The sequence below is a fragment of the Klenkia sp. AC732 genome (assembly GCF_979256525.1).
This window is the reverse complement of the sequence record NZ_CEEDOS010000015.1, coordinates 58,471-77,728: the sequence shown is the minus strand read 5'-3', so window position 1 is coordinate 77,728 and position 19,258 is coordinate 58,471. Positions and strand designations below refer to the sequence as shown.

16 protein-coding genes are annotated in these 19,258 nt (G+C 68.7%); 6 read left to right on the top strand and 10 right to left on the bottom strand.

Features of this window, described 5'->3' with window-relative positions; genetic code table 11:
• Positions 1-475: 475 nt before the first annotated feature.
• The 6 genes from AC0IVP_RS09360 to AC0IVP_RS09335 form a co-directional block, all read right to left on the bottom strand.
• Entirely contained in the window at positions 476-637 is a 162-nt protein-coding gene (locus AC0IVP_RS09360) for a hypothetical protein (RefSeq protein WP_471756149.1), read from the bottom strand.
• Positions 638-1,166: 529 nt separating this feature from the next.
• Positions 1,167-1,817 (bottom strand): response regulator, encoded by a 651-nt coding sequence (locus AC0IVP_RS09355; RefSeq protein WP_471756147.1) that lies wholly within the window; start codon positions 1,815-1,817, stop codon positions 1,167-1,169.
• A complete protein-coding gene (locus tag AC0IVP_RS09350) occupies positions 1,814-2,761 on the bottom strand; it encodes a sensor histidine kinase (protein ID WP_471756145.1) in 948 nt (315 codons plus the stop codon). The genes AC0IVP_RS09355 and AC0IVP_RS09350 overlap by 4 nt, the downstream gene beginning before the upstream one ends.
• A 652-nt stretch (positions 2,762-3,413) precedes the next feature.
• A complete protein-coding gene (locus AC0IVP_RS09345) occupies positions 3,414-4,160 on the bottom strand; it encodes an ABC transporter permease (RefSeq protein WP_471756143.1) in 747 nt (248 codons plus the stop codon).
• Positions 4,161-4,237: 77 nt separating this feature from the next.
• Complete coding sequence (locus tag AC0IVP_RS09340; protein ID WP_471756141.1) at positions 4,238-5,158, bottom strand: ATP-binding cassette domain-containing protein; 921 nt, start codon at positions 5,156-5,158, stop codon at positions 4,238-4,240.
• Between the two features lie 131 nt (positions 5,159-5,289).
• On the bottom strand, positions 5,290-5,409 hold the full coding sequence (locus AC0IVP_RS09335; protein WP_235564899.1) for a ribbon-helix-helix domain-containing protein: 120 nt from the start codon (positions 5,407-5,409) through the stop codon (positions 5,290-5,292).
• A 952-nt stretch (positions 5,410-6,361) separates the two neighbouring features.
• On the opposite strand from AC0IVP_RS09335, the gene AC0IVP_RS09330 reads away from it, so the two are divergent.
• Complete coding sequence (locus tag AC0IVP_RS09330) at positions 6,362-7,828, top strand: APC family permease (RefSeq protein WP_471756139.1); 1,467 nt, start codon at positions 6,362-6,364, stop codon at positions 7,826-7,828.
• A 109-nt stretch (positions 7,829-7,937) separates the two neighbouring features.
• Positions 7,938-9,308, top strand: coding sequence for an MmgE/PrpD family protein (locus AC0IVP_RS09325; RefSeq protein WP_471756137.1), 1,371 nt, complete (start codon positions 7,938-7,940; stop codon positions 9,306-9,308).
• A gap of 14 nt (positions 9,309-9,322) precedes the next feature.
• Here the strand turns inward: AC0IVP_RS09325 and AC0IVP_RS09320 are convergent, their stop codons facing one another.
• The 4 genes from AC0IVP_RS09320 to AC0IVP_RS09305 all read right to left on the bottom strand — a co-directional run bounded on the left by AC0IVP_RS09320 (position 9,323) and on the right by AC0IVP_RS09305 (position 13,829).
• Positions 9,323-10,654 (bottom strand): MFS transporter, encoded by a 1,332-nt coding sequence (locus tag AC0IVP_RS09320; RefSeq protein ID WP_471756135.1) that lies wholly within the window; start codon positions 10,652-10,654, stop codon positions 9,323-9,325.
• A complete protein-coding gene (locus AC0IVP_RS09315) occupies positions 10,651-11,850 on the bottom strand; it encodes an NAD(P)-dependent malic enzyme (RefSeq protein ID WP_471756133.1) in 1,200 nt (399 codons plus the stop codon). The genes AC0IVP_RS09320 and AC0IVP_RS09315 overlap by 4 nt, the downstream gene beginning before the upstream one ends.
• A 117-nt stretch (positions 11,851-11,967) precedes the next feature.
• Positions 11,968-12,708 carry a TetR/AcrR family transcriptional regulator gene (locus AC0IVP_RS09310; RefSeq protein WP_471756191.1) on the bottom strand — a complete coding sequence of 247 codons (741 nt, stop codon included), beginning with the start codon at positions 12,706-12,708 and terminating at the stop codon, positions 11,968-11,970.
• 143 nt (positions 12,709-12,851) lie between these two features.
• Complete coding sequence (locus tag AC0IVP_RS09305; protein WP_471756131.1) at positions 12,852-13,829, bottom strand: C-terminal binding protein; 978 nt, start codon at positions 13,827-13,829, stop codon at positions 12,852-12,854.
• A 271-nt stretch (positions 13,830-14,100) separates the two neighbouring features.
• Between AC0IVP_RS09305 and AC0IVP_RS09300 the strand changes: the two genes are divergently transcribed.
• The 4 genes from AC0IVP_RS09300 to AC0IVP_RS09285 all read left to right on the top strand — a co-directional run bounded on the left by AC0IVP_RS09300 (position 14,101) and on the right by AC0IVP_RS09285 (position 19,166).
• Positions 14,101-15,027: a LysR family transcriptional regulator gene (locus AC0IVP_RS09300; RefSeq protein ID WP_471756129.1), complete on the top strand. Its 927-nt coding sequence runs from the start codon at positions 14,101-14,103 to the stop codon at positions 15,025-15,027.
• A gap of 177 nt (positions 15,028-15,204) precedes the next feature.
• Entirely contained in the window at positions 15,205-16,827 is a 1,623-nt protein-coding gene (locus AC0IVP_RS09295) for a flavin-containing monooxygenase (RefSeq protein ID WP_471756127.1), read from the top strand.
• Between the two features lie 31 nt (positions 16,828-16,858).
• Positions 16,859-18,229 carry an NAD-dependent succinate-semialdehyde dehydrogenase gene (locus AC0IVP_RS09290; RefSeq protein WP_471756125.1) on the top strand — a complete coding sequence of 457 codons (1,371 nt, stop codon included), beginning with the start codon at positions 16,859-16,861 and terminating at the stop codon, positions 18,227-18,229.
• A 43-nt stretch (positions 18,230-18,272) separates the two neighbouring features.
• Complete coding sequence (locus AC0IVP_RS09285; RefSeq protein WP_056298375.1) at positions 18,273-19,166, top strand: fumarylacetoacetate hydrolase family protein; 894 nt, start codon at positions 18,273-18,275, stop codon at positions 19,164-19,166.
• The last annotated feature ends 92 nt before the right edge of the window (positions 19,167-19,258 follow it).

The window sequence follows — 19,258 nt, the reverse complement described above, 5'->3', positions numbered from 1 at the left end:
CACAACCTCCGAAGGGCGGGGTCGTGGTCCGTTGTTTCCGGAACGGGTTTCGGTCACCCTTCCCCGGTCTCGAGCTGCGGGTTCGAGCGACGGATCGAACGGCAGTCCAGCGGTTCACAAACGGGGGTTTCTGGTCAGCACGCAATGCCGGACGGGCTTCGGCTCCACCGGCCGAGTTGGTGGTTTGGTTCGCGCCGTCAGGGAGAGGCAACGGCAGGCTCATCGAGCCCGACCACCGAGACGATCGGTGCCGCATCGAGTCCGGCGAGCTGCAGCCAACCGACCTCTGATCGAGGTTCGCACCGTCGTAGAGCAGTCGTGGTGCGCCTGCGGCTGCCCGCCGCAGCCACGTCGCACTGCGGTCAGGCAACCGTCACAGGCCCGGGTTGGCTGTCTGCTGCCTGAGGTGGCGGGAGGCCCGCTGGTCCCCGTCGCGGTCGATGAGGACTTCGTTGATGGCCTGGACCAGCACGAGCTACTCCTCGCTGGCGGCGGGCCCGTCGAGGATCAGGGCGAACTCGACGAACGCCAGCGGCCAGTCGCCGCCGAGGGCGGCGTACTCCAGCCAGATGTCATAGGCATCGAGGTCCAGGGACGCGAACGCCTTCGACACCGACGTCAAGGTCCTGCTGGACACCGCGCACCGCTTCCTGAGCGACCGCCGAACTGGCTTCGTCCCGCGGACGACTTCGCCGGCGTGGCTGGGGTCGCTGGGGTCGCTGCGCCCACCGCTTCGGTCGGGGTCGCGGCACCCACCGTCGCGACCGCGGGCATCGCCATGCCGCCTAGCGGCAGCTGCCCGGCCAGGACCACGGTCGGCGTTGGTCTGCTCGGCATCACCATCTGTATTTGCCTCTGAGCACCCTGACCCCGCCCCGCCCCCTCGGGGCGACTTGTGCCCGTTCCGTCGCGGCCTAGCTCGGGAGAAACGTCCCCAGCCACTCGGATAACGCCTTCAGCACGACGGAATTACCGCATGACTCAGGCGGGCTACGTCTGAACGCGCACTCCGCATGACGCCCTGTCTGGTCCGTGTGGTCTGCCGTCTCCGATATTGATGTGCCCGGGCTGGATTACCTTCCCAGGCGCGCTCTGGTTCTGCACGCGGGTACCAGGTCTCCACCGAGATGGCCGAACTGCGGGTCCCTGTGCTTCGACCCGTGTCTCTAATTGGCGAGGCCAGCCCGTATGGCAAAGATGGCTGCTTGGGTGCGGTCCCGGAGTTCGAGCTTGCTCAGGACCCGGGCGACGTGTGCCTTGACGGTGTACTCCGATAGGTAGAGCTGCGCGGCGATCTCGGCGTTGGATCGTCCGGTTGCCAGCTGCTGGAGGATCTCGCGTTCCCGGTCGGTCAGCTTGCCTACCCGCGGGTCCTGGACGGGGGCAGCGGGGTGGAGCTGGGTGGCGAAGGTGTCCAGCAGGCGGCGGGTGACGCGGGGGGCCACGACGGCGTCGCCTCGGGCGATGGTGCGGATGGCCTCGACGAGGCGGTCGGGGTCGGAGGTCTTGAGGAGGAAGCCGCTGGCACCGGCTTGCAGGGCGGCGAAGGCGTACTCGTCGAGGTCGAAGGTGGTCAAGACGAGCACCCGACTGGGGAGTCCGGCGGCGACGATCTGCCTCGTGGCGGCGACCCCGTCGGTGCCAGGCATGCGGATGTCCATCACCACGACGTCGGGTCGCAGCCGTCGGGCGAGGTCGACCGCTTCAGATCCGGTGCCGGCCTGGCCGATGACGTCGATGTCGTCACTTCCGCCCAGCACCATGCCCAGACCCATCCGGACCAGGGGCTCGTCGTCTGCCAGCACCACCGTGATCACGTGGCCACCTCCGGGTGGGGGGCGGTCAGCGGCAGGCGGGCGCGGACGCCCCAGCCACCCGCCGCCATCGGTCCAGACGTCACCGTGCCGCCGTGTGCGAGCACCCGCTCCCGCATCCCGACCAGACCCAGACCGCCCGACGGGGCCGGGAATGTCGGCGGATGACCGTCATCGGTCACCGTGATGGAGAGGTGGGAATCAGCCCAGTGCAGGGACACCGATGCCGAGGTGGCGTTGCATGCGTGCCGCAGGCTGTTGCTCAGTGCCTCTTGGACCAACCGGTAGACCGTCAGGCCTGTCCCGCCTCCGAGTGGGACCGGCTTGCCGTGGACCTGCAGGACAGCGGGCAGCCCGGCGGTGCGGACTTGGTCGACCAGGGCCTGGAGGTCAGCCAGGCCAGGTGCGGGGGGACGGCCACTATCGCCGAAGTCGTTCGGGTCGTCGGGGTCACGAAGGACACCCAGGAGGGCGCGCATCTCCTGCATCGCCTCGCGGCCGGTACCGGCGATCGCCTGCACCGCCTCGCACGCGTCCGCTAAACCGCGGTCGTTGCGCAAGGCCACCGTGGCCCCGTCGGCCAGGGTGGTCATGACGGCAATGTTGTGGGAGACGATGTCGTGCACCTCACGGGCGATCCGGCGCCGCTCGTCGGCAACCGCTGCCTGTGCCATCGTGCGTTGAGTGCGCTCAGCCTGCTCGGCTCGGTCGCGCAGGCTGGCCAGGACCATCCGCCGGGCGCGGCGGTTGCGGCCCCGGGCGACCGCTGCGACGCCCAGCGCAGACAGTAGGAACACGGGCCGGTCCCCGGTGGATGGGGGGGTTAGCAGCGTTGCGCCGATGAGGACAGCGGCGAGGGTGACCGCAGCGCCGGCGGCCCAGTCGGGGGCGTGCTCGACCACCGTTACCAGGCACAGCAGCACAGCCAGGACGGGGATGGTGAGCACCCCACCGGTCAGCCCTAGTACGAGGAAGGTAACAACGGCTGCTAGGGCTGTGGTGGCGAACGCCGGGAGGGGTCGTCGGTGCCGGACCAGTGCCGGGAACAGCGGGACTCCGACAACTAGCGCCGACAGCCACAGTGGGTCCGGTCCAGGGTCTGCGGCAAGGAACAGGGCACCGAATGCCCCTACCGCGGCCACCGGGATAACGTCACGTGCGACGGCGGAGGCACCTCGCAGTGCACGGCCCTGGCGGACTAGGTCCAACCACCCGCTGAGATCCAGATCCTGGGTCCAGCGTCGCTTGGCGTCGTCCGGCGCAAGGTGCTCAGGCCTCCGTTGCCGCTCATTGCTGGCAATCATGAGGTCACCTTGCCGGTGGAGAGCCATCTGATGGGTCGTTGGCGCACGTCGACAGGTTGGCAGAGCCGACGGCCTCCCTAGATCGGGTGGCTGGGTGGCTGGGCCAGGTTGCGAGCAGCCACCCGGCCCAGCCCTGGTGCGTGTCGAGGCTCGAGGGGAGGACCACTGCCCCGGCGGTGACGATGTCGAGCTCGGATGTCTTGCTCACGGGGCTCCATCCATCACGTGTGATGGTGGGGCTGTGGTCCTCATCCGCTGAAGCATCAGCAGAACCCCGGATGTCCGGGGACTGGGGCTAGGCGTCGCGGCGGGAGGTGGCTACAGCCGCGGCGACCAGAGCCAGGAGGACCCACATCAGAAAGACGACCAACCCGGTCACCGGGGCCAGGTCACCCTCACCGGGCACCAGAGACTGTGCGGCCTGGCCGGCCTGGGCGGGAAGCCAGCGGACAACGTCGGGACCCCAGCTCGAGGGCAGCAGCTGACCGAGCCCAGGCAGCAGGAACACCAGCCCAAACAACGCGGCAACTGCGCCGGCGGTGGAGCGCAGCAGCCAGCCCAGCGCCTGCCCGATCAGACCCAGCCCAGCCAGGTACACGGTGGTGGCGACCAGGACCCGGACGACACCGTCGTCAGTCAGGGACAACGCTGCCCCCCCGAGCGCTGCCTGCCCCAGGATGAAGGCGGTCAGCACCGAAACACCGCCGGTGATCAGCACCACGAATGCGAGGACAGCAACTTTGGTTAGCAGGGTGGGCCAGCGGCGCGGGTCAGCGGAGAACGTCGGCCCGATGCTGCCGTGGCTGTACTCCCCGGTCACCTCCAGCACGCCCAGCACCCCGAACGCGATCCAAGCGATCTGCGCACCGGCCAGGCTCAACGCGACCCCGCTGACGGCACCCAGCGGGGCGTCCCCGCTGGAGCTGGCCGCTGCGGCCACGGCGGCGAACAACCAGCCCAAACCGGCGGTCGCCACGATCACGACCACCAACGTCACCCATGTTGACCGCAGAGAGGAGAACTTGATCCACTCCGCTCTCATCAGGCCACCTCTGGAGGCGGTGCGGGGCGGCTGACCCAGTTGGTTTCGAACGGCCGGAGCGGGGCTGTGGGTGGTGCTCATCGGGGGTCCTCCTGCGCGTCGGCACGGTAATCGCGCTCGTTTCGGGTCAACTTCATGAAGGCCGCCTCCAGCGATGGCTCAACCACGGTCAGCTCGTGCAGCGGTACGCCGGCAGCGGCGGCCCGGTCGCCGATCTCGGCAGCACCCAGTCCACGGACATGAACCTCGCCGACCTGGTGGGAGGACCAGATGGTGTCCGGGCCCTCGATGAGCGGGATGAGTTCCGGCAGGCGCGGGCTGCGCAGTCGCACGTAGGTCTCGCCGGACGCGGCGATGAAGTCCGCCATTGGGGTGTCGGCCAGCAGCCGGCCGCGGCCGATCACCAGCAGGTGCGTAGCGGTCAGGGACATCTCACTCATCAGGTGTGAGGACACCAGCACCGTGCGGCCCTCCGCGGCCAAGCGACGGGTCAGTGTGCGGATCCACAGCACACCGTCGGGGTCCAGGCCGTTGACCGGTTCGTCAAGGATGACTACGCCCGGGTCACCGAGCAACGCGCTTGCGACTCCCAGCCTCTGGGTCATCCCCAGGGAAAAGCCGCCAGCTGACTTGTCGGCCACCCCGGTGATGCCCGCCAGCTCGAGCACCTCGTCTACCCGCCTGGTTGGGACACCCCCGGCGGCGGCGAGCGCCCGTAGGTGAGCCCGGGCGGTCCGCTTGGGGTGCACCGACCGGGGGTTCAGCAGCGCACCGACTTCCCGCAGCGGGGCACGCAGCGCACGATAGGAGTGCCCGTTGACCGTCGCCTGCCCGGACGTGGGCCGATCCAGACCCAGCACCATCCGCATCGTCGTGGACTTCCCCGCCCCATTCGGCCCCAGGAACCCGGTCACATGCCCCGGCCGAATGACCGCCGTCAGATCCGACACCACGGTCTTGTCGCCGTACTTCTTGGACAACGCGCTCAGCTCGATCACCACTTCAGCATCGGCGACCGAACAACGGACGCCATCGGCCATACGGGCTGTTCAGCGCGTGCTGACTAGTCCTCGAGGACTACGACGAAGTAGTGGACCAGCCCCGCGTCGCGCCTGAGCTGAGAGATGATCTAGTCGGCTAGATGGGCGTTGAGGGCGGTTGCCACGAGTTCACTGCGGGAGCAGGCGCCGTGCTGGGTGGCCAGGTCGTCGAGGGGGTCGATGCTGGTCTCGGTGAGCTTGATGGACACCTTCCGACGACCTCCGGGGCGAACCTGGGTGGCGACCCGCTCGCCGGCGAACAGGCCTTCGGCGCGGTTTCGGGTCGCTGGGCAGCGAGTTGGTCTGCGGTCGCCTCGACGGCGTCCAGCGCCAGTTCCTCGTAGGTGACACCCCGCTGGCGGGCGGTGTCCCGGAGACGGTCGGCGGTGCTGTTGGGCAGCTGCAGGATGACCAGCCACGGCACCGGCGATGCGGTGCTGGTGGTCGGGCGGGGTGTTCGAGCGCGGGGCGGCTGGCCGGCTGCTGCTCAGGCGCCGTCGCCTCCGCTCCCCCACTGCTGTCGTCCTGGGACTCGCGAGCCTTGGGTGTGTTCAGCGAGGTCGGTGCTGCCGCGCGGATGGCAATTCATCATTCTGGCCGGACGCAGAACTCGTCGTCGGATGACGCTCGCCGGCGCATCGTTGGTACTCATATTGATCCGAAAGCGGGCGTCGCCAGTCGCGCTGCGCACCTTCGTCGGAACTGCTGATCGAGTTTTGATCGCTTTAATCCCATACGCTGATGATTGTTCATTCCCCGCCTCCCAGGGGAACAGATGGAGGACGTCCATCGATTTTGTGCCAGTGCTCTGCCTCGGACGTCGTCCATGTTGCCGACTGGCGAGGTTCCCCAAACCCGCGCTGTGAACAGGGCGTTTCGCCCACGTTGCGTCTGCTCGAGAACGACGTGACCGCACTGATCGCCCGTCGGTGCGGTTGCTCGACCCGGGTACCGCCGTGGCCGGGTCGCCATTGCTTCTCCGGCAATACTGGTCCCTTGCAAACGCAAGAATGTGATCAGCAATACTCGGTCATTGACCGGTAGCGTCCGCGAGCAACCTGCTGGGAATTGCGCGATCGAGCGCTTTTCGGCGGCTCAAGCGCCATGCAGGGACGTCGCACACCTCGGTGACTCACTCGGGGTCGATCAGGAGGACTGGACATGGCAGCGGACATCACGGGTAGCCCCGGCGCGGGAGCCTCGACGGATCGCTCGGAGGGGCGGCAGACCCTCAAGGGCAACATGGGTGTGGGCGAACTCGTCATGAGCGTCCTCGCCTTCTCGGCCCCCCTGACCACTGTGGCCGGATTCATCCCCGTCCTCCTGCTGTTCAGCAGCACCACCGGCCCGGCCATCTACCTGCTCGCCACCGTCCTTCTGGTCCTGTTCTCCATCGGCTTCATCCAGATGGGTCGCCGGGTGGAGAACCCCGGTGGGTTTTACTCCTTCGTGACGGCTGGTTTGGGCAAGTCGGCCGGACTGGGTGGAGCGTTCCTGGCCACCTTCGGCTACGCCGCGACCGGCTTCTTCGCCCCTGCTCTCTTCGCCGTCACGCTGCAGAGCTACATCGTCGACCTCGGGGGCCCCACCATCCCCTGGTACTGGCTGGCCCTGGCCATCGTCGCCCTGGTGACTGCCCTGGCCTATCGGCGCATCGATCTCTCTGCGCGGGTTCTGACGGTGGTGATGTTGCTCGAGGTCATCGTCGTGATCATCTTCGATGTGGCGTCGTTCGCCAGCGGGAACGGGGCCGACTCAGGCGGGGCCGTTCTGTCCCTGCCGTGGGTGACGGACCCGAACATCGGGCTGGCGCTGCTTTTCGTGCTGAGCAACTTCTTCGGCTTCGAGGCCACGGTGATTTACCGCGAAGAGGTCAAGGACCCCCGGCGCACCATCCCCCGAGCCACGATGATTGCTGTGAGCAGCATCGGCGTCTTCTACGCCGTCGCCGCGTGGGCCTACATCGCCTTCTTCGGGGCCAACGATGTCCAGGGGGCCGCCGAGGCCGACACGGCTGGCATCTTCAACAGCGCCCTCACCACCATGATCGGCAAGACGGCGGTCGACATCATCACGGTGCTGTTCCTGACCTCGATCATGGCTTCGATGCTTTCGATCCAGAACGTGGCATCGCGCTACCTGTACTCGCTCGGGACCGACGGCGTGCTCCCCGCCAAGTTGGGCCGGGTTCACCCCCGACACGGCTCACCGTTCGTGTCCGCAAGTGTCATCGGCATCCTGTACGCCGTTCTGATCGCGATCTTCGCGCTGGCCGGCACCTCGCCTGACCTGCTGTACGCCAAGGCAAGTGGTGTGGGCACCTTTGCAGTGCTTCTCCTGCTGGTGGCGACCAGCATCGCGGTGTTCGTCTACTTCCGCCGCAACGGTCGCGAGGACGCGTCTGTGTGGTCCACGGCCATCGCCCCGCTGCTGGCCGCGGTCGGCCTTGCTGTCATCGCCTACCTGGCGATCGTCAACTATTCCGACCTGATCGGGGACACCGGTGCCCTGACCACGACCTTCCTGGTGTTCACCTTCGCGCTGTTCATCGGCGGAGTCGTGCTGGCCCGGGTCCTGCGGACCCGCCGTCCCGACGTGTACCAGCGCATCGGTCGCGAGTCCCTGTGACCTGACTGCCCGCCGACCGGAGGGCAGTCAGGTCACACGTAGCAGAACCACGGCGGCGGGTGCCCGGCTTCGGGCCCTCGCCGCCGTTTACGTCGAGGGGAGCAGAACAATGACCGTCGCAAGACGCACCGGGCAGCTTGTCACCGGTGAGGTCGCCGCGTTCGTCCGCGACCTCACCTTGTCCGACGTGCCCGAGCTGGCCGTGCACCGGGCCCGTCAAGCCGTCGCCGACCTCGTCGGCGTAACTCTGGCTGGACGCCGTCAGCAGGTGGGGAAACTCATTGTCGACCACGTGCTGGAACAGGGCGCGCGACCGGTCGCGGGAATCCTCGGCGGCGGCGGCACTTCACGTGAATCCGCGGCCCTCGCGAACGGCGTGTGCGCCCACGCGATGGACTTCGATGACACGAACCACCCGCTGTACGGGCACCCCAGCTGCTCCATCGTGCCGGCGGTGCTCGCGATCGGCGAACCGTCGGGAGCCGACGTCGAACTGGCGCTCACCGCCTACGTCGTCGGCTTCGAGCTCGACGCCGCTCTCGGGGGTGCCCTTGAACTCAGCGAGGGGTTCCACTCCACCGGGGTCATCGGCACGATCGGCGCGGCGGCCGCCGCGGCTCGCATCCACGGTCTGGACGACCGGGGCATACGGCACGCACTCGGGATTGCGGCCTCGCGTGCCGCCGGGTTGCGTACCAATTTCGGCACCATGACCAAGCCCCTGAACGCCGGCGCTGCCGCCGCGTCCGCCGTCCAAGCGACCCTTCTGGCCGCCCGCGGTTTCGACGCCAACGACGCGGCGCTGGAAAGCCCCATCGGCTTCGCGGCGGCGTTCACAGGTGGGGTCTCCGACCTGGCCGCCACCACGTCGCGGCTGGGCAGCGACTGGTCTCTGATGGCGCCGTATGGGCTGGCCATCAAGCCCTTCCCCTCGTGCGGCGCCACCCACACCGGCATCGACGCCGCCGTGGCCGTCCGCGAACTGGTCGATGAGGACATTGCTCGAATCAGGGTGGGCATCAGTGGGCAGGCGCCGCGCCTGCTGATCTACGCCGACCCGCAGACCGGGAACGAGGCGCGCTTCAGCGCCACCTACACGGTGGCGGCCGCCCTGGTTCGTGGCGCGCTGGGGATCGCCGACTTCACCGACGCCGCCGTAACCGACCCCGCCGTGCGGACCTTGATGTCCCGGGTCGAGGTGCACGTCGACGATCGTCTGCGGGACCAGCCGCAGTTCCCGACAGCGGTGGAGGTCACCACCGTCTCGGGACGTCGCGTGGAGGTGGTCGCTGATGTGGCACGCGGGAAGAACGCCAACCCGATGACCGAGGCCGAGCTTGCGGCAAAATTCGCCGACTGCGCTGGGCCGGACGCTGCGACCGGGCTGTGGGCTGCGATCCGCCACGCCCCGCTGGGCACCCCGGTCGCCGAGCTCGTGGCCGCCACGGCCCTGCGCGGCGACGCGCGGCAACCCCGCTGACGAGCCGGCCGCTGTCACCTGCCACCGACGGACTCCCGCCTGGTCCTGCAGTCCCGGCACCGACGTCGGCGGGGTTCGTTCATCGTGGCGCACGATCTGCACAGCCGCGGCCAGTCCGAGGACGGGTCCCGGTCCGCCGCCACGCCTCGCCCCGCCGACATGGGGGCGACCCGGGTGAGCGCCGGGGCCAGCGCCGTGGAGACCAAGATGAACGCGAGCGGCACCAACATGGCGGCCCGCAACCCACTGTCCTCCCCGACCAGCCCCAGCACCGGAGGTCCGACGAGGAACGCGGTGAAGCCGACCGTGGACACCGCCGCGACCCGTGCGGCGAAGTCGGGCCCGGTACGGCCTGCGGCCGACAGCACGACTGGGAAGCCGAGCGCCGAGCCCAGCCCCCAGAGCACTACCGCGCCCACGACGATCGCGTCCTGGTCGACGAGCACGACGAGCGCTACGCCCGTCGCAGCGGTCAGCCCGCTGAGCACCAAGGCGCGGGCGGGCCCCACCCGGTTCACGACCCATCCACCGCCGAAGCGCCCCGTGGCCATGGCGGCGGCGAAGATGACGTAGACGCCTGAGCCCCAGGCATCGGGGAAGCCGTGGCCGTCGATGACCAGCAACGGCAGCCAGTCGTTCGCCGCTCCCTCGGCCAGGGCGACCCCGATGACGCAGATGCAGACGACGAGCAACCGACGATCCCGCCAGCGCCGGACCCCGGATGCCCTCCGCTGCTCGACCTGGGCACCCGCTGGCCGTCGGCCGGACTCCGCGGACACCCAGTCGATCACCGCCACCGCTCCGGCCACGCCGACAACCGCCAGTCCGAGCGCGTGCCAGACCATGGGGAGGCCTAGCGCCGCCGCCCCGAGGCCGATGACCGCTCCGACCACGGTGCCGAAGCTGAACCACCCGTGCAGTACCGGGAGGAACGGTCGGCCGCTCAGGTGCTCGATGGCCGCACCTTCCACGTTCATCGCTACGTCTCCGCCACCTATCCCGGCACCGAGCACGGCGAGGCCCGCCGTGACAACTACTGCCGACCCCAGCCCGGTACCTACCCCGACCAGCACAAGCCCGGCCAGCACCGCCGCGGTGCCCCCCGCGATGATCCGGCGTGCACCGAACCGGGCGACGAGGCGGCCGGAGGCGAGGATTCCGGCCATGGAGCCCCCCGACAGGCCCGCCAGCACCCAGCCCATCTCCCCGATGGAGGCATCCAGGGCGTCCCGGACGGTGGGGGTGCGAACCACCCACGTGGCCATTGCCACGCCGGGCAGGAAGTACAGGGCTGATACCGCCGCCCGCCGGCGCAGGACGTCGGCGCCCCCGAAACTCGAGCTCACGGCCGTCGCAGTACGCCCTCGGCCCGGGCGGCGGCGGCGACCGCGGTGGCCACGGCCTCGGCGACGCGACGGTCCAGCGGCGAGGGCACGATGTAGTCGGGCCGGACCTCGTCGCCCACGACGTCGGCGATCGCGGTGGCCGCGGCCAGCTTCATGCCCTCGGTGATCGCGGTGGCCCCGGCGTCGATGGCGCCGCGGAAGACGCCCGGGAACGCCAGCACGTTGTTGATCTGGTTGGCCAGGTCGCTGCGCCCGGTGGCCACCACCGCGGCGTACTTCGCGGCCATCTGCGGGTCGACCTCGGGCGTGGGGTTGGCCAGGGAGAACACGATGCAGCCCGGTGCCATGGCCGCGATCGCCTCCTCGGCCACCGAACCGCCCGACAGCCCGAGGTAGACGTCGGCGCCCGCGAGGGCCTCGACCATCGTGCCGGACCGACCACTCGAGTTGGTGTGCTCGACCAGCCACTGCTTGGTGCCCGTGAGGCCCTCGCGGCCGGCGTGCAGCAGGCCCCGCGAGTCGGCGACGGCGATCTCGCCCACGCCGGCCTCGAGCAGGATCTTGGTGCAGGCCACCCCGGCCGCGCCGGCGCCGGAGACCACGACCCGCAGGTCCGACAGCTGGCGGCCGGTCACCTTCGCGGCGTTCCGCAGCGCGGCCAGCACGACGATCGCCGTGCCGTGCTGGTCGTCGTGCATGACCGGGATGGACAGCTGCTCTTTGAGCCGGGCCTCGACCTCGAAGCACCGCGGCGCGCTGATGTCCTCGAGGTTGATCCCGCCGAAGGACGGCGCGATGGCCAGGACGGTCGCCACGATCTGGTCGACGTCGGTGGTGGACAGTACGATCGGCACGCTGTCCAGGTCGGCGAACTCGCGGAACAGGCAGGCCTTGCCCTCCATCACCGGCAGGGCGGCAGCCGGGCCGATGTCACCGAGGCCGAGCACCGCCGTCCCGTCGGAGACCACCGCGACCACCCGGGGCGCCCAGGTGAAGCGCCGGGCCAGCTCGGGCTCCGCGGCGATGGCGCTGGACACCCGGGCCACCCCCGGCGTGTAGGTCAGCGCGAGGTCGGCGATCGACGTGATCGGGCCCTTGGTGCGCACCGAGAGCTTGCCGCCCTCGTGCACCGCGAAGGCGGGGTCGTCGGCGAATCGGTCGGCAGGGCGCCGAGCGTCCAGTGTAGAACGGGGCATGGGTCTCTCCTGGAGAGATGGGGCCGGAGCCACAAACGGAACGTGCAGGTGCCGCCGATAATGGGCACGGCTGTGAACCGCTCTCGGCGGGAGCGGGAGTTCGCGGGTGGGGGTTCGCTACCCGACCTGCTCGTGGGCGATTGGGCCCCAGGTGGCGGTCAGAGCCAGCATGGCGCGGCTCAGTTCATCAGCCCGTCGCACATGGGTGGCGAGCTGGAGGGGGTCAGTCACCGTTCCGCACCAGCGGGTCGCCCCTTCCAGCAGGGTCATGACCACCGCTAGCCCGTGGTCGGCTTCGGTGTAGCCCATCTCGACCGCAGCAGCCAGACAGACCTGCTCGTAGTGGCCGACCAACTCATCGGCCTCGCGGCTGACCTCCGGTGGTAGCAGCCCGACCATGCGGTCGGTGGCGATGAGCAGGTCCCACAGGTTGCTTTCCGGCAGTTGCAACTGCCTGCTGACGTGCACGCGCACTAGCGCGGTCCACGCGTCATCAGGGGTGGCGACCTGGGCCAGCTCGGTCAGGACGGCGTCCCCGAACTTGTGGAAATGCCAGCGCATCGACTCCGAGACGATCTCATCTCGTCCCTGGGGGAAGTGCGCGTAGAGGCTGGGGGCCTTGATGCGCAGCTCGCTGGCGATCATCCGCATGGTGACGCCGTTAAAGCCCTTCACCAGAGCCAGCTGAAGGTAGACCTCCAGGATCCGACGGCGGGAGTCGGTCTGCGTCGACCAGTCGTACTGCTGCAGTCGAGCCCGGAAGTGCTGGAGTGCTTGCCTCAGAGAGGGAGTGGCCACACGCACCCCTCCGATTCGGTCAGGCCGGCGCACCACGTGCAGTGCGACTTGGGGAGGCATCCGGACATCGGTGGCTGAGCCGGCAGTGCCGTCGTACATCATGGCGAGCGCCGTCCTGTTCAAGGATACTGACTGGCTGGGAGAAGTAGCCGCCGGCCGGTTGTCCCGGACGGCGCAGTGACGACCCGGGTGATGCGCCTTCCTCAGGCGACTCGGTCGATGAGAGGCTGACCGGTCAGCACGAGGCGACAACGGTCGATGACGCCCTGCTGGACGGCCTCAACCGCACGGTTCGAGCGCCAAGCCATGTGCGGGGTCAAGATCGCGTTGGGTGCCTGCCGCAGCGGGTTGTCCGCAGAGACAGGCTCGGTGGCAAAGGTGTCCAGAGCGGCGCCGGCGATCTGTCCTGCGGTCAAGGCTGCCGCGAGGGCCTCTTCGTCCACCAGGCCCCCTCGCGAGACGTTGACCAGAACCGCACCCGGTCGCATCCGCTGGAGCACGTCGGCGGAGATCATGTTGCGGGTCTGGTCGGACAGGGGGACGTGCAGGGAGACAACGTCAGAAGTCACCAGCGCATCCTCCAGCGGGACCACGGCGTAGCTGCGGTCGGATTCGATGAAGGGGTCGTGCACCTTGACCGTCGCGCCCAAGGCGGAGTACCAGTCAGCCACCTGACGACCGATGCGGCCCAAGCCGATGATGCCGACGTCGAGATCGGTGAATCGAGGCGCGTCGTAGGCGATCTTCCCGACCCATGCCCCACCGGCGATGGCCGCAGATCCGGCGGGGACCCGACGAACCAGCGACAGCCCCAGCGCCAGCGCGTGCGAGGCAACTTCCTCTGTCGACCCGTCCGGGACGATGGACACCGGGATGCCCGCGGTCGCTGCTGCCGCTACGTCGATGTTGTCGTAGCCGATGCCGTAGCGAACCACCGCCAGGCAACGCTTCATCGCCGCGAAGTCCTCGGGCTCCACCCTGGCATAAGGAGTGACCAAGACCAACGCGGCCTCCGACATGCCGGCGCGAAACGCGGTCTTGTCCTCAGCGGCGACCAGCTCGAGCCCGAATTCCTCGGCGAGCGCAACCTCCCGTTCCAGGTGTGGGAACTGGTGGGGAGCCACCAGGAGCGTCCCCCCGGTCACGGTCGAACCACTGCCTAGTGCGGTCTCAGAATTCATGACTCGTCCTTCTGCCCAGGTGTCGGAATTCGACGGTCACCGTCACGGCGGGACCGATGAATTCCGACGCTACCGAGCGAGAACAGCGATACCTCGGGCCAATCCGTCTCTTTCCGGAATGGCGTCACTGTGGTGCTGATCGAGGATCAGTTGGGTTCGGTGGTCCGCTCCTCGGCGCCTGGTGGGCAACGGCGGCGGTACCTCCACAGGGTTCCCTAACTAACACTTGTTCGGGTAGGGTGTGCCGGTAGTCACCTCTGAGAGGGTCCTCATGGACGTCCGTCATCTGCAGGCATACCTTGCTGTGGCCGAGCATCTGCACTTCGGTCGAGCCGCCGACCAGCTCTACATGGCCCAGGCGCCGCTCAGCCGAACCATCAGCGGCTTGGAGAACGAGCTCGGCGACCGCCTCTTCGATCGCAACACCCGCTCGGTCGCTCTGACCCCGCTGGGCCGGGCCCTGCTGGAGCCAGCCCGCGAAGCGGTCGCGGCGTTGCGCCGGGTCGCTGAAACCGCCGAGAGCGTCCGGCGAGGCGAAACCGGTGTGGCGCGGGTGGAGTTCTCCGGTGTGGCAGCCCATCGGGTCCTGGCGGCGCTGGCCCGTCACATGCGCGACCGACACCCGCAGGTGAGGCTCGAGCTGACCAGCCAAGTCATCTCCAGGCCGGCGCTGGCCAACATCGTCGAAGGGCGCACTGACATCGCCCTGGGCCGGTTCGACCAGCTTCCGCCCGGCATCGCCGGCGAGGTGGTCATGCCCGACAGCCTGGTCTTGGCCTTGCCCGCAACCCATCGACTTGCCGGTGAACCCGCCCTGCGCTTCGCGCGGGTCGCCCGGGAGCCGTTCGTCTCGCTGCCCTACGCGACAGGCTCCATCACCACGGACCGGTTATGGCGCCTCGGCTTCTCCGCCGGGGCTGCGGTGGACAACGTGCAGTTCGCCCCCGATACGGCCTCCTGTATCGCACTGGTCGGGGCCGGCGTGGGCTGCCACCTGGCACTGGCCTCCGCTGCCGAACGGCACCAAGGGCCCGATGTCACCTTCGTCCCCCTGGCGCCGGCCGATGTCGCACCCTTGCCCGACGTCCACCTACGAGTCATCTGGCGGCGGACCGGACTGACACCGGCGGTTCAGGTGGCGCTGGATGAGATCCGTCGACAGGTGGACACCGGACCGGGCGAAACCACCCACCTGTAACTGTTGCTCCAGCAGGAACAGTTTAGTGGACGGATCGCATGAATATCCCCTAGATCACACTGCCGAAATCTGCCTAACATGCGTTAGGACCACGCTGGCGAACGAATCGTTGGCCACGCTTGTCAGGGCGGGGAGAAACACTTTTTCTACCGTCACCCAAAAAGGTGGGAGATTTCTGTGAACGACACGCTGACCGAGGTGGACGCACTTGTCGTGGGAGCTGGGATGGGGGGGCTCACCGCCCTCCGCAGACTGACTGCCGACCTCGGGCTGGATGCCGTGCTCATCGATAGGGCACCAGCCGTCGGCGGCACCTGGTACGCCAACCGCTACCCCGGGGCGTTGTCTGACACTCAGAGCTACATGTACCAGCTCCCGTTCGAACGCGAGCTCTTCGATGCCACCAACCCCGGCTGGACCACCCGCTACGTGCCCGGCCCGGATATCCAGAAGTACCTCGAGGACGCCGTCGACCTGTGGGGTCTGCGCGCCCGCCTCCGGCTTGAGACCTCGCTGCTGAGCGCGGTCTTCGACGAGGAGAACAGCACCTGGGTGGTCCAGACGGACAAGGGCGTCTACCGCGCCCGGTTCCTGGTCACCGCTCTGGGGCTGCTGTCGAACAAGAACGTGCCCGACTTCCCTGGAATTGGGGACTTCGCCGGACGCGTCGTGCACACCAGCGACTGGCCGGCCGACCTCGAGCTGGCCGGCAAGCGCGTCGGGGTCATCGGCAACGGCTCCACCGGCGTACAGCTGATGACCGAGCTGGCCAAGGTCGTGGGCCACCTGACCTCCTTCCAGCGCACCGCGCAGTACACCGTCCCGGCCGGCAACCGCGCCTGGACGCCGGAAGAGATGGCCTCGTTCAGGACCGACATCGAGGACCGTTGGTCGGAGTTCACCACCAGCAAGATCGGGTTCGGCGTCGACGAGACCACCCGCAAGACCTTCGACGTCTCCGACGAGGAGCGCGAGGCAATCTATGAGTGGGCCTGGCAAAAGGGCGGGAACTACACCTTCACCGCCGAGACCTTTGCCGACATGACCAGCGACCGGGCCGCGAACGCGGCGGCCGCGGACTTCATCCACCGCAAGATCGCCTCGATCGTCAAGGACCCCGACACGGCCCGCAAGCTCACCCCGACCGAGATCTTCGCCCGCCGCCCGATCTGCGACTCGGGCTACTTCGAGATCTTCAACCAGCCCAACGTGGACCTGGTCTTCACGCGAGAGAACCCCATCGAGACCTTCGTCGCCGAGGGCGTCCGCACGGCCGACGGCGAGCTACACGAGCTGGACGTGCTGGTGATGGCCACCGGGTTCGACGCCGTGGACGGCAGCTACCGCGGCGTAGACATCCGCGGCCGAAACAGCGAGGCCCTGGCCGACCACTGGGCCGACGGGCCCCGCAGCCATCTGGGCGTCACCGTCGCCGGCTTCCCGAACATGTTCATGGTCCTGGGCCCCAACGGCCCATTCGTGAACAACCCGGTCGCCATCGGCGTGCAGGGCCGGTGGATCGCCCGGGCGATCGCCTCGGTGAAGGACGAGCCCGGCGCCACTATCGAGCTGCGGCCCGAGGACGAGGACGCCTGGCTCACCACCTGCCTCGAGGCGCTGGAGGGCTCCCTGTTCCTGGAGACCGAGTCCTGGATCTTCGGCGCGAACATCCCGGGCAAGCGCAAGCCCAAGACGGCCAACTTCTACGTCGGCGGCCTGGACAAATACCTGGAGATCTCCGACCAGGAGTCCACCCAAGGCTTTCCCAGCTACCGCACCTCCGCCCCTGCCGCGCACTGATTCCCCAACACCGATCCCCCGGAGGTCACCGATGCCCACCTTCCAGACGATCAGCCCACTGACCGGCGACCCGATCGCCGAGCACGAACTCATGACCGCCGACCAGGTCGACGCCGCTCTGGCTCGCGCCACCCAGGCCTACACGACCTGGGGCGAGACATCCCTCGCCGACCGCGGCAAGGTGCTGACCCGCATCGCGCAGCTGCACCGTGAGCGCAAGAGCGAGCTCGCCCGCCTCGTGGCCACCGAGATGGGCAAACCACTGGCCCAGGCCGAGGGCGAAGTGGAGCTGTCGGCCACCATCTTTGACTACTACGCCCAGCAGGGTCCGACGCTGCTGGCCGACGAGGAGCTCGACATCGCCGGCGGCGGTCGAGCCCTGGTCCGCACCAGCGCCATCGGCCCGCTGCTCGGGGTCATGCCGTGGAACTTCCCGCTGTACCAGGTGGCTCGGTTCGTGGCCCCCAGCTTGATCCTGGGCAATCCGGTGCTGCTCAAGCACGCCCGCTCTTGCGTGCAGACCAGCCTCGCGCTGGCGCAGATCGCCGCCGACGCGGGCGCACTGGAAGGCCTCTACGAGAACCTGGTCATCCCGGCCGGGCAGGTCAACGACATTATCGCCGACGACCGTGTCCACGGGGTGTCGTTGACCGGTTCGGAGGAAGCTGGGCGGGCCGTCGCCGAGCAGGCCGGCCGGCACCTGAAGAAGGTCGTCCTGGAGCTGGGCGGGTCCGACCCCTACTTGGTGTTGGCCGATGCCGACCTGGAGACCGCGGTGACCGCCGCGGACGCCAACCGCTTCGCCAACGCCGGCCAGTCCTGCACCTCGGCCAAGCGGATCATCGTGCACACCGACGTGTGGGACGAGTTCCTGGCCGCCTTCCTGGAGCGCGCCGGCAAGTGGACCACCGGGGACCCGGTCGACCCCACCACCAAGATGGGCCCGATGGCGTCGGAGTCCGGCCGCCGCGAGGTCGCCGAGCAGGTCGAGGACGCCGTCGCCCACGGCGCGACGCTGCACCTGGGCGGGGTCGTCCCCGAGGGCCCCGGCGCCTTCTACCCCGCCACCGTGCTGACCGGGGTCACCCCGCAGATGCGGGCCTACGCCGAGGAGATCTTCGGGCCGGTCGCCGTCCTCTACCGCGTCGACTCCGTGTCCGAGGCTGTCGAGCTGGCCAACGACTCCCGCTTCGGCTTGGGCTCAGCGGTGTTCACCCGCGACCTCGAGCTCGGCGACCAGGTCGCGAGCCGCCTCGAGGCAGGCATGGTCGGCATCAACGGCCCCACCCGCAGCCTGCCCAACATGCCCTTCGGCGGCGTCAAGGCCTCGGGCATGGGTCGCGAGCTGGGGCGCTTCGGGCTCGACGAGTTCGCGAACAAGAAGCTGGTGCGTTTCCTGTGATTGCCCACCAGCCCGCCGTGCACCACGACCTGCGGGGGATCCGATGAAGCTGGTCAGCTACGCCCGCGGCGCCAACGCCCACCAGGCCGGAATCTTGGTCGAGGACTCGGTGTACGACCTCGCCCGACTCCTGCGCGGCACCACCTACGGCGTGGACGACGCGACCGCGCTGACGGTGCGCACCGTTCTGGACAGGTTCGGTGACCAGCTGCCCGAGCTGAGCGCCGCAGTCGACCAGCAGTTGGCTGCCGGCTCGCCCACGGCTGTGGGCTCCGTCGACGAGGTGCACCTCGGTCCGCCCGTCACCGACCCGGCCAAGGTGCTGTGCATCGGGTTGAACTACGCCGACCACGTCGGGGAGACCGGACGAGCGCTCCCCACGCACCCCGACGTCTTCGCCAAGTTCGCCAGCACCCTGATCGGACCTGCCGACGACATCGCCTGCTCCAGCGTGTCGGACAAGTTGGACTTCGAGGGCGAGGTCGGCGTGGTCATCGGCCGGCGGTGTCGTCGGGTCACCGAGGAGCAGGCGCTGGACCATGTGGCCGGGTTGACCGTCGTGAACGACCTGACGGCCCGGGATCTGCAGTACAACGGCACCCAGTGGCTGCCCGGCAAGGCCGTGGACGGCTCGACTCCCTGCGGACCTGCCCTGGTCACCCTCGATGAGGTCGGCGATGTGCAGAACCTGCAGGTATCCACCTGGGTCGACGGCGAGCAGATGCAGTCCTCGACCACGGCTCGGATGATCTTCTCCGTCGCAGCGATCGTGTCCTACGTGTCCCAGTTCCTCGAGCTGTCCCCCGGCGACATCATCGCCACCGGCACCCCCGAGGGCATCGGATCCAAGCGCACACCGCCCCGGTGGTTGGCCCCCGGCAGCACCGTGGAGGTCCGCGTGCAACACGTGGGCTCCGTGCGCAACACCGTCCGCTGACCCACTGATCCCTGCGGTCACGTGCCAGTGCGCCGAACTCGTGGCACGTGACCGCAGGCCCCGACAACACTGATCCGGAAGGAGACACCACT

Bases quoted from the DNA above. Each gene is read 5' to 3' on its own strand.
- AC0IVP_RS09345 (WP_471756143.1), bottom strand. From the start codon at position 4,160: ATGAGAGCGGAGTGGATCAAGTTCTCCTCTCTGCGGTCAACATGGGTG.
- AC0IVP_RS09310 (WP_471756191.1), bottom strand. From the start codon at position 12,708: ATGCCTCCCCAAGTCGCACTGCACGTGGTGCGCCGGCCTGACCGAATC.
- AC0IVP_RS09325 (WP_471756137.1), top strand. From the start codon at position 7,938: ATGACCGTCGCAAGACGCACCGGGCAGCTTGTCACCGGTGAGGTCGCC.
- AC0IVP_RS09305 (WP_471756131.1), bottom strand. From the start codon at position 13,829: ATGAATTCTGAGACCGCACTAGGCAGTGGTTCGACCGTGACCGGGGGG.
- AC0IVP_RS09285 (WP_056298375.1), top strand. From the start codon at position 18,273: ATGAAGCTGGTCAGCTACGCCCGCGGCGCCAACGCCCACCAGGCCGGA.
- AC0IVP_RS09330 (WP_471756139.1), top strand. From the start codon at position 6,362: ATGGCAGCGGACATCACGGGTAGCCCCGGCGCGGGAGCCTCGACGGAT.
- AC0IVP_RS09290 (WP_471756125.1), top strand. From the start codon at position 16,859: ATGCCCACCTTCCAGACGATCAGCCCACTGACCGGCGACCCGATCGCC.
- AC0IVP_RS09315 (WP_471756133.1), bottom strand. From the start codon at position 11,850: ATGCCCCGTTCTACACTGGACGCTCGGCGCCCTGCCGACCGATTCGCC.
- AC0IVP_RS09300 (WP_471756129.1), top strand. From the start codon at position 14,101: ATGGACGTCCGTCATCTGCAGGCATACCTTGCTGTGGCCGAGCATCTG.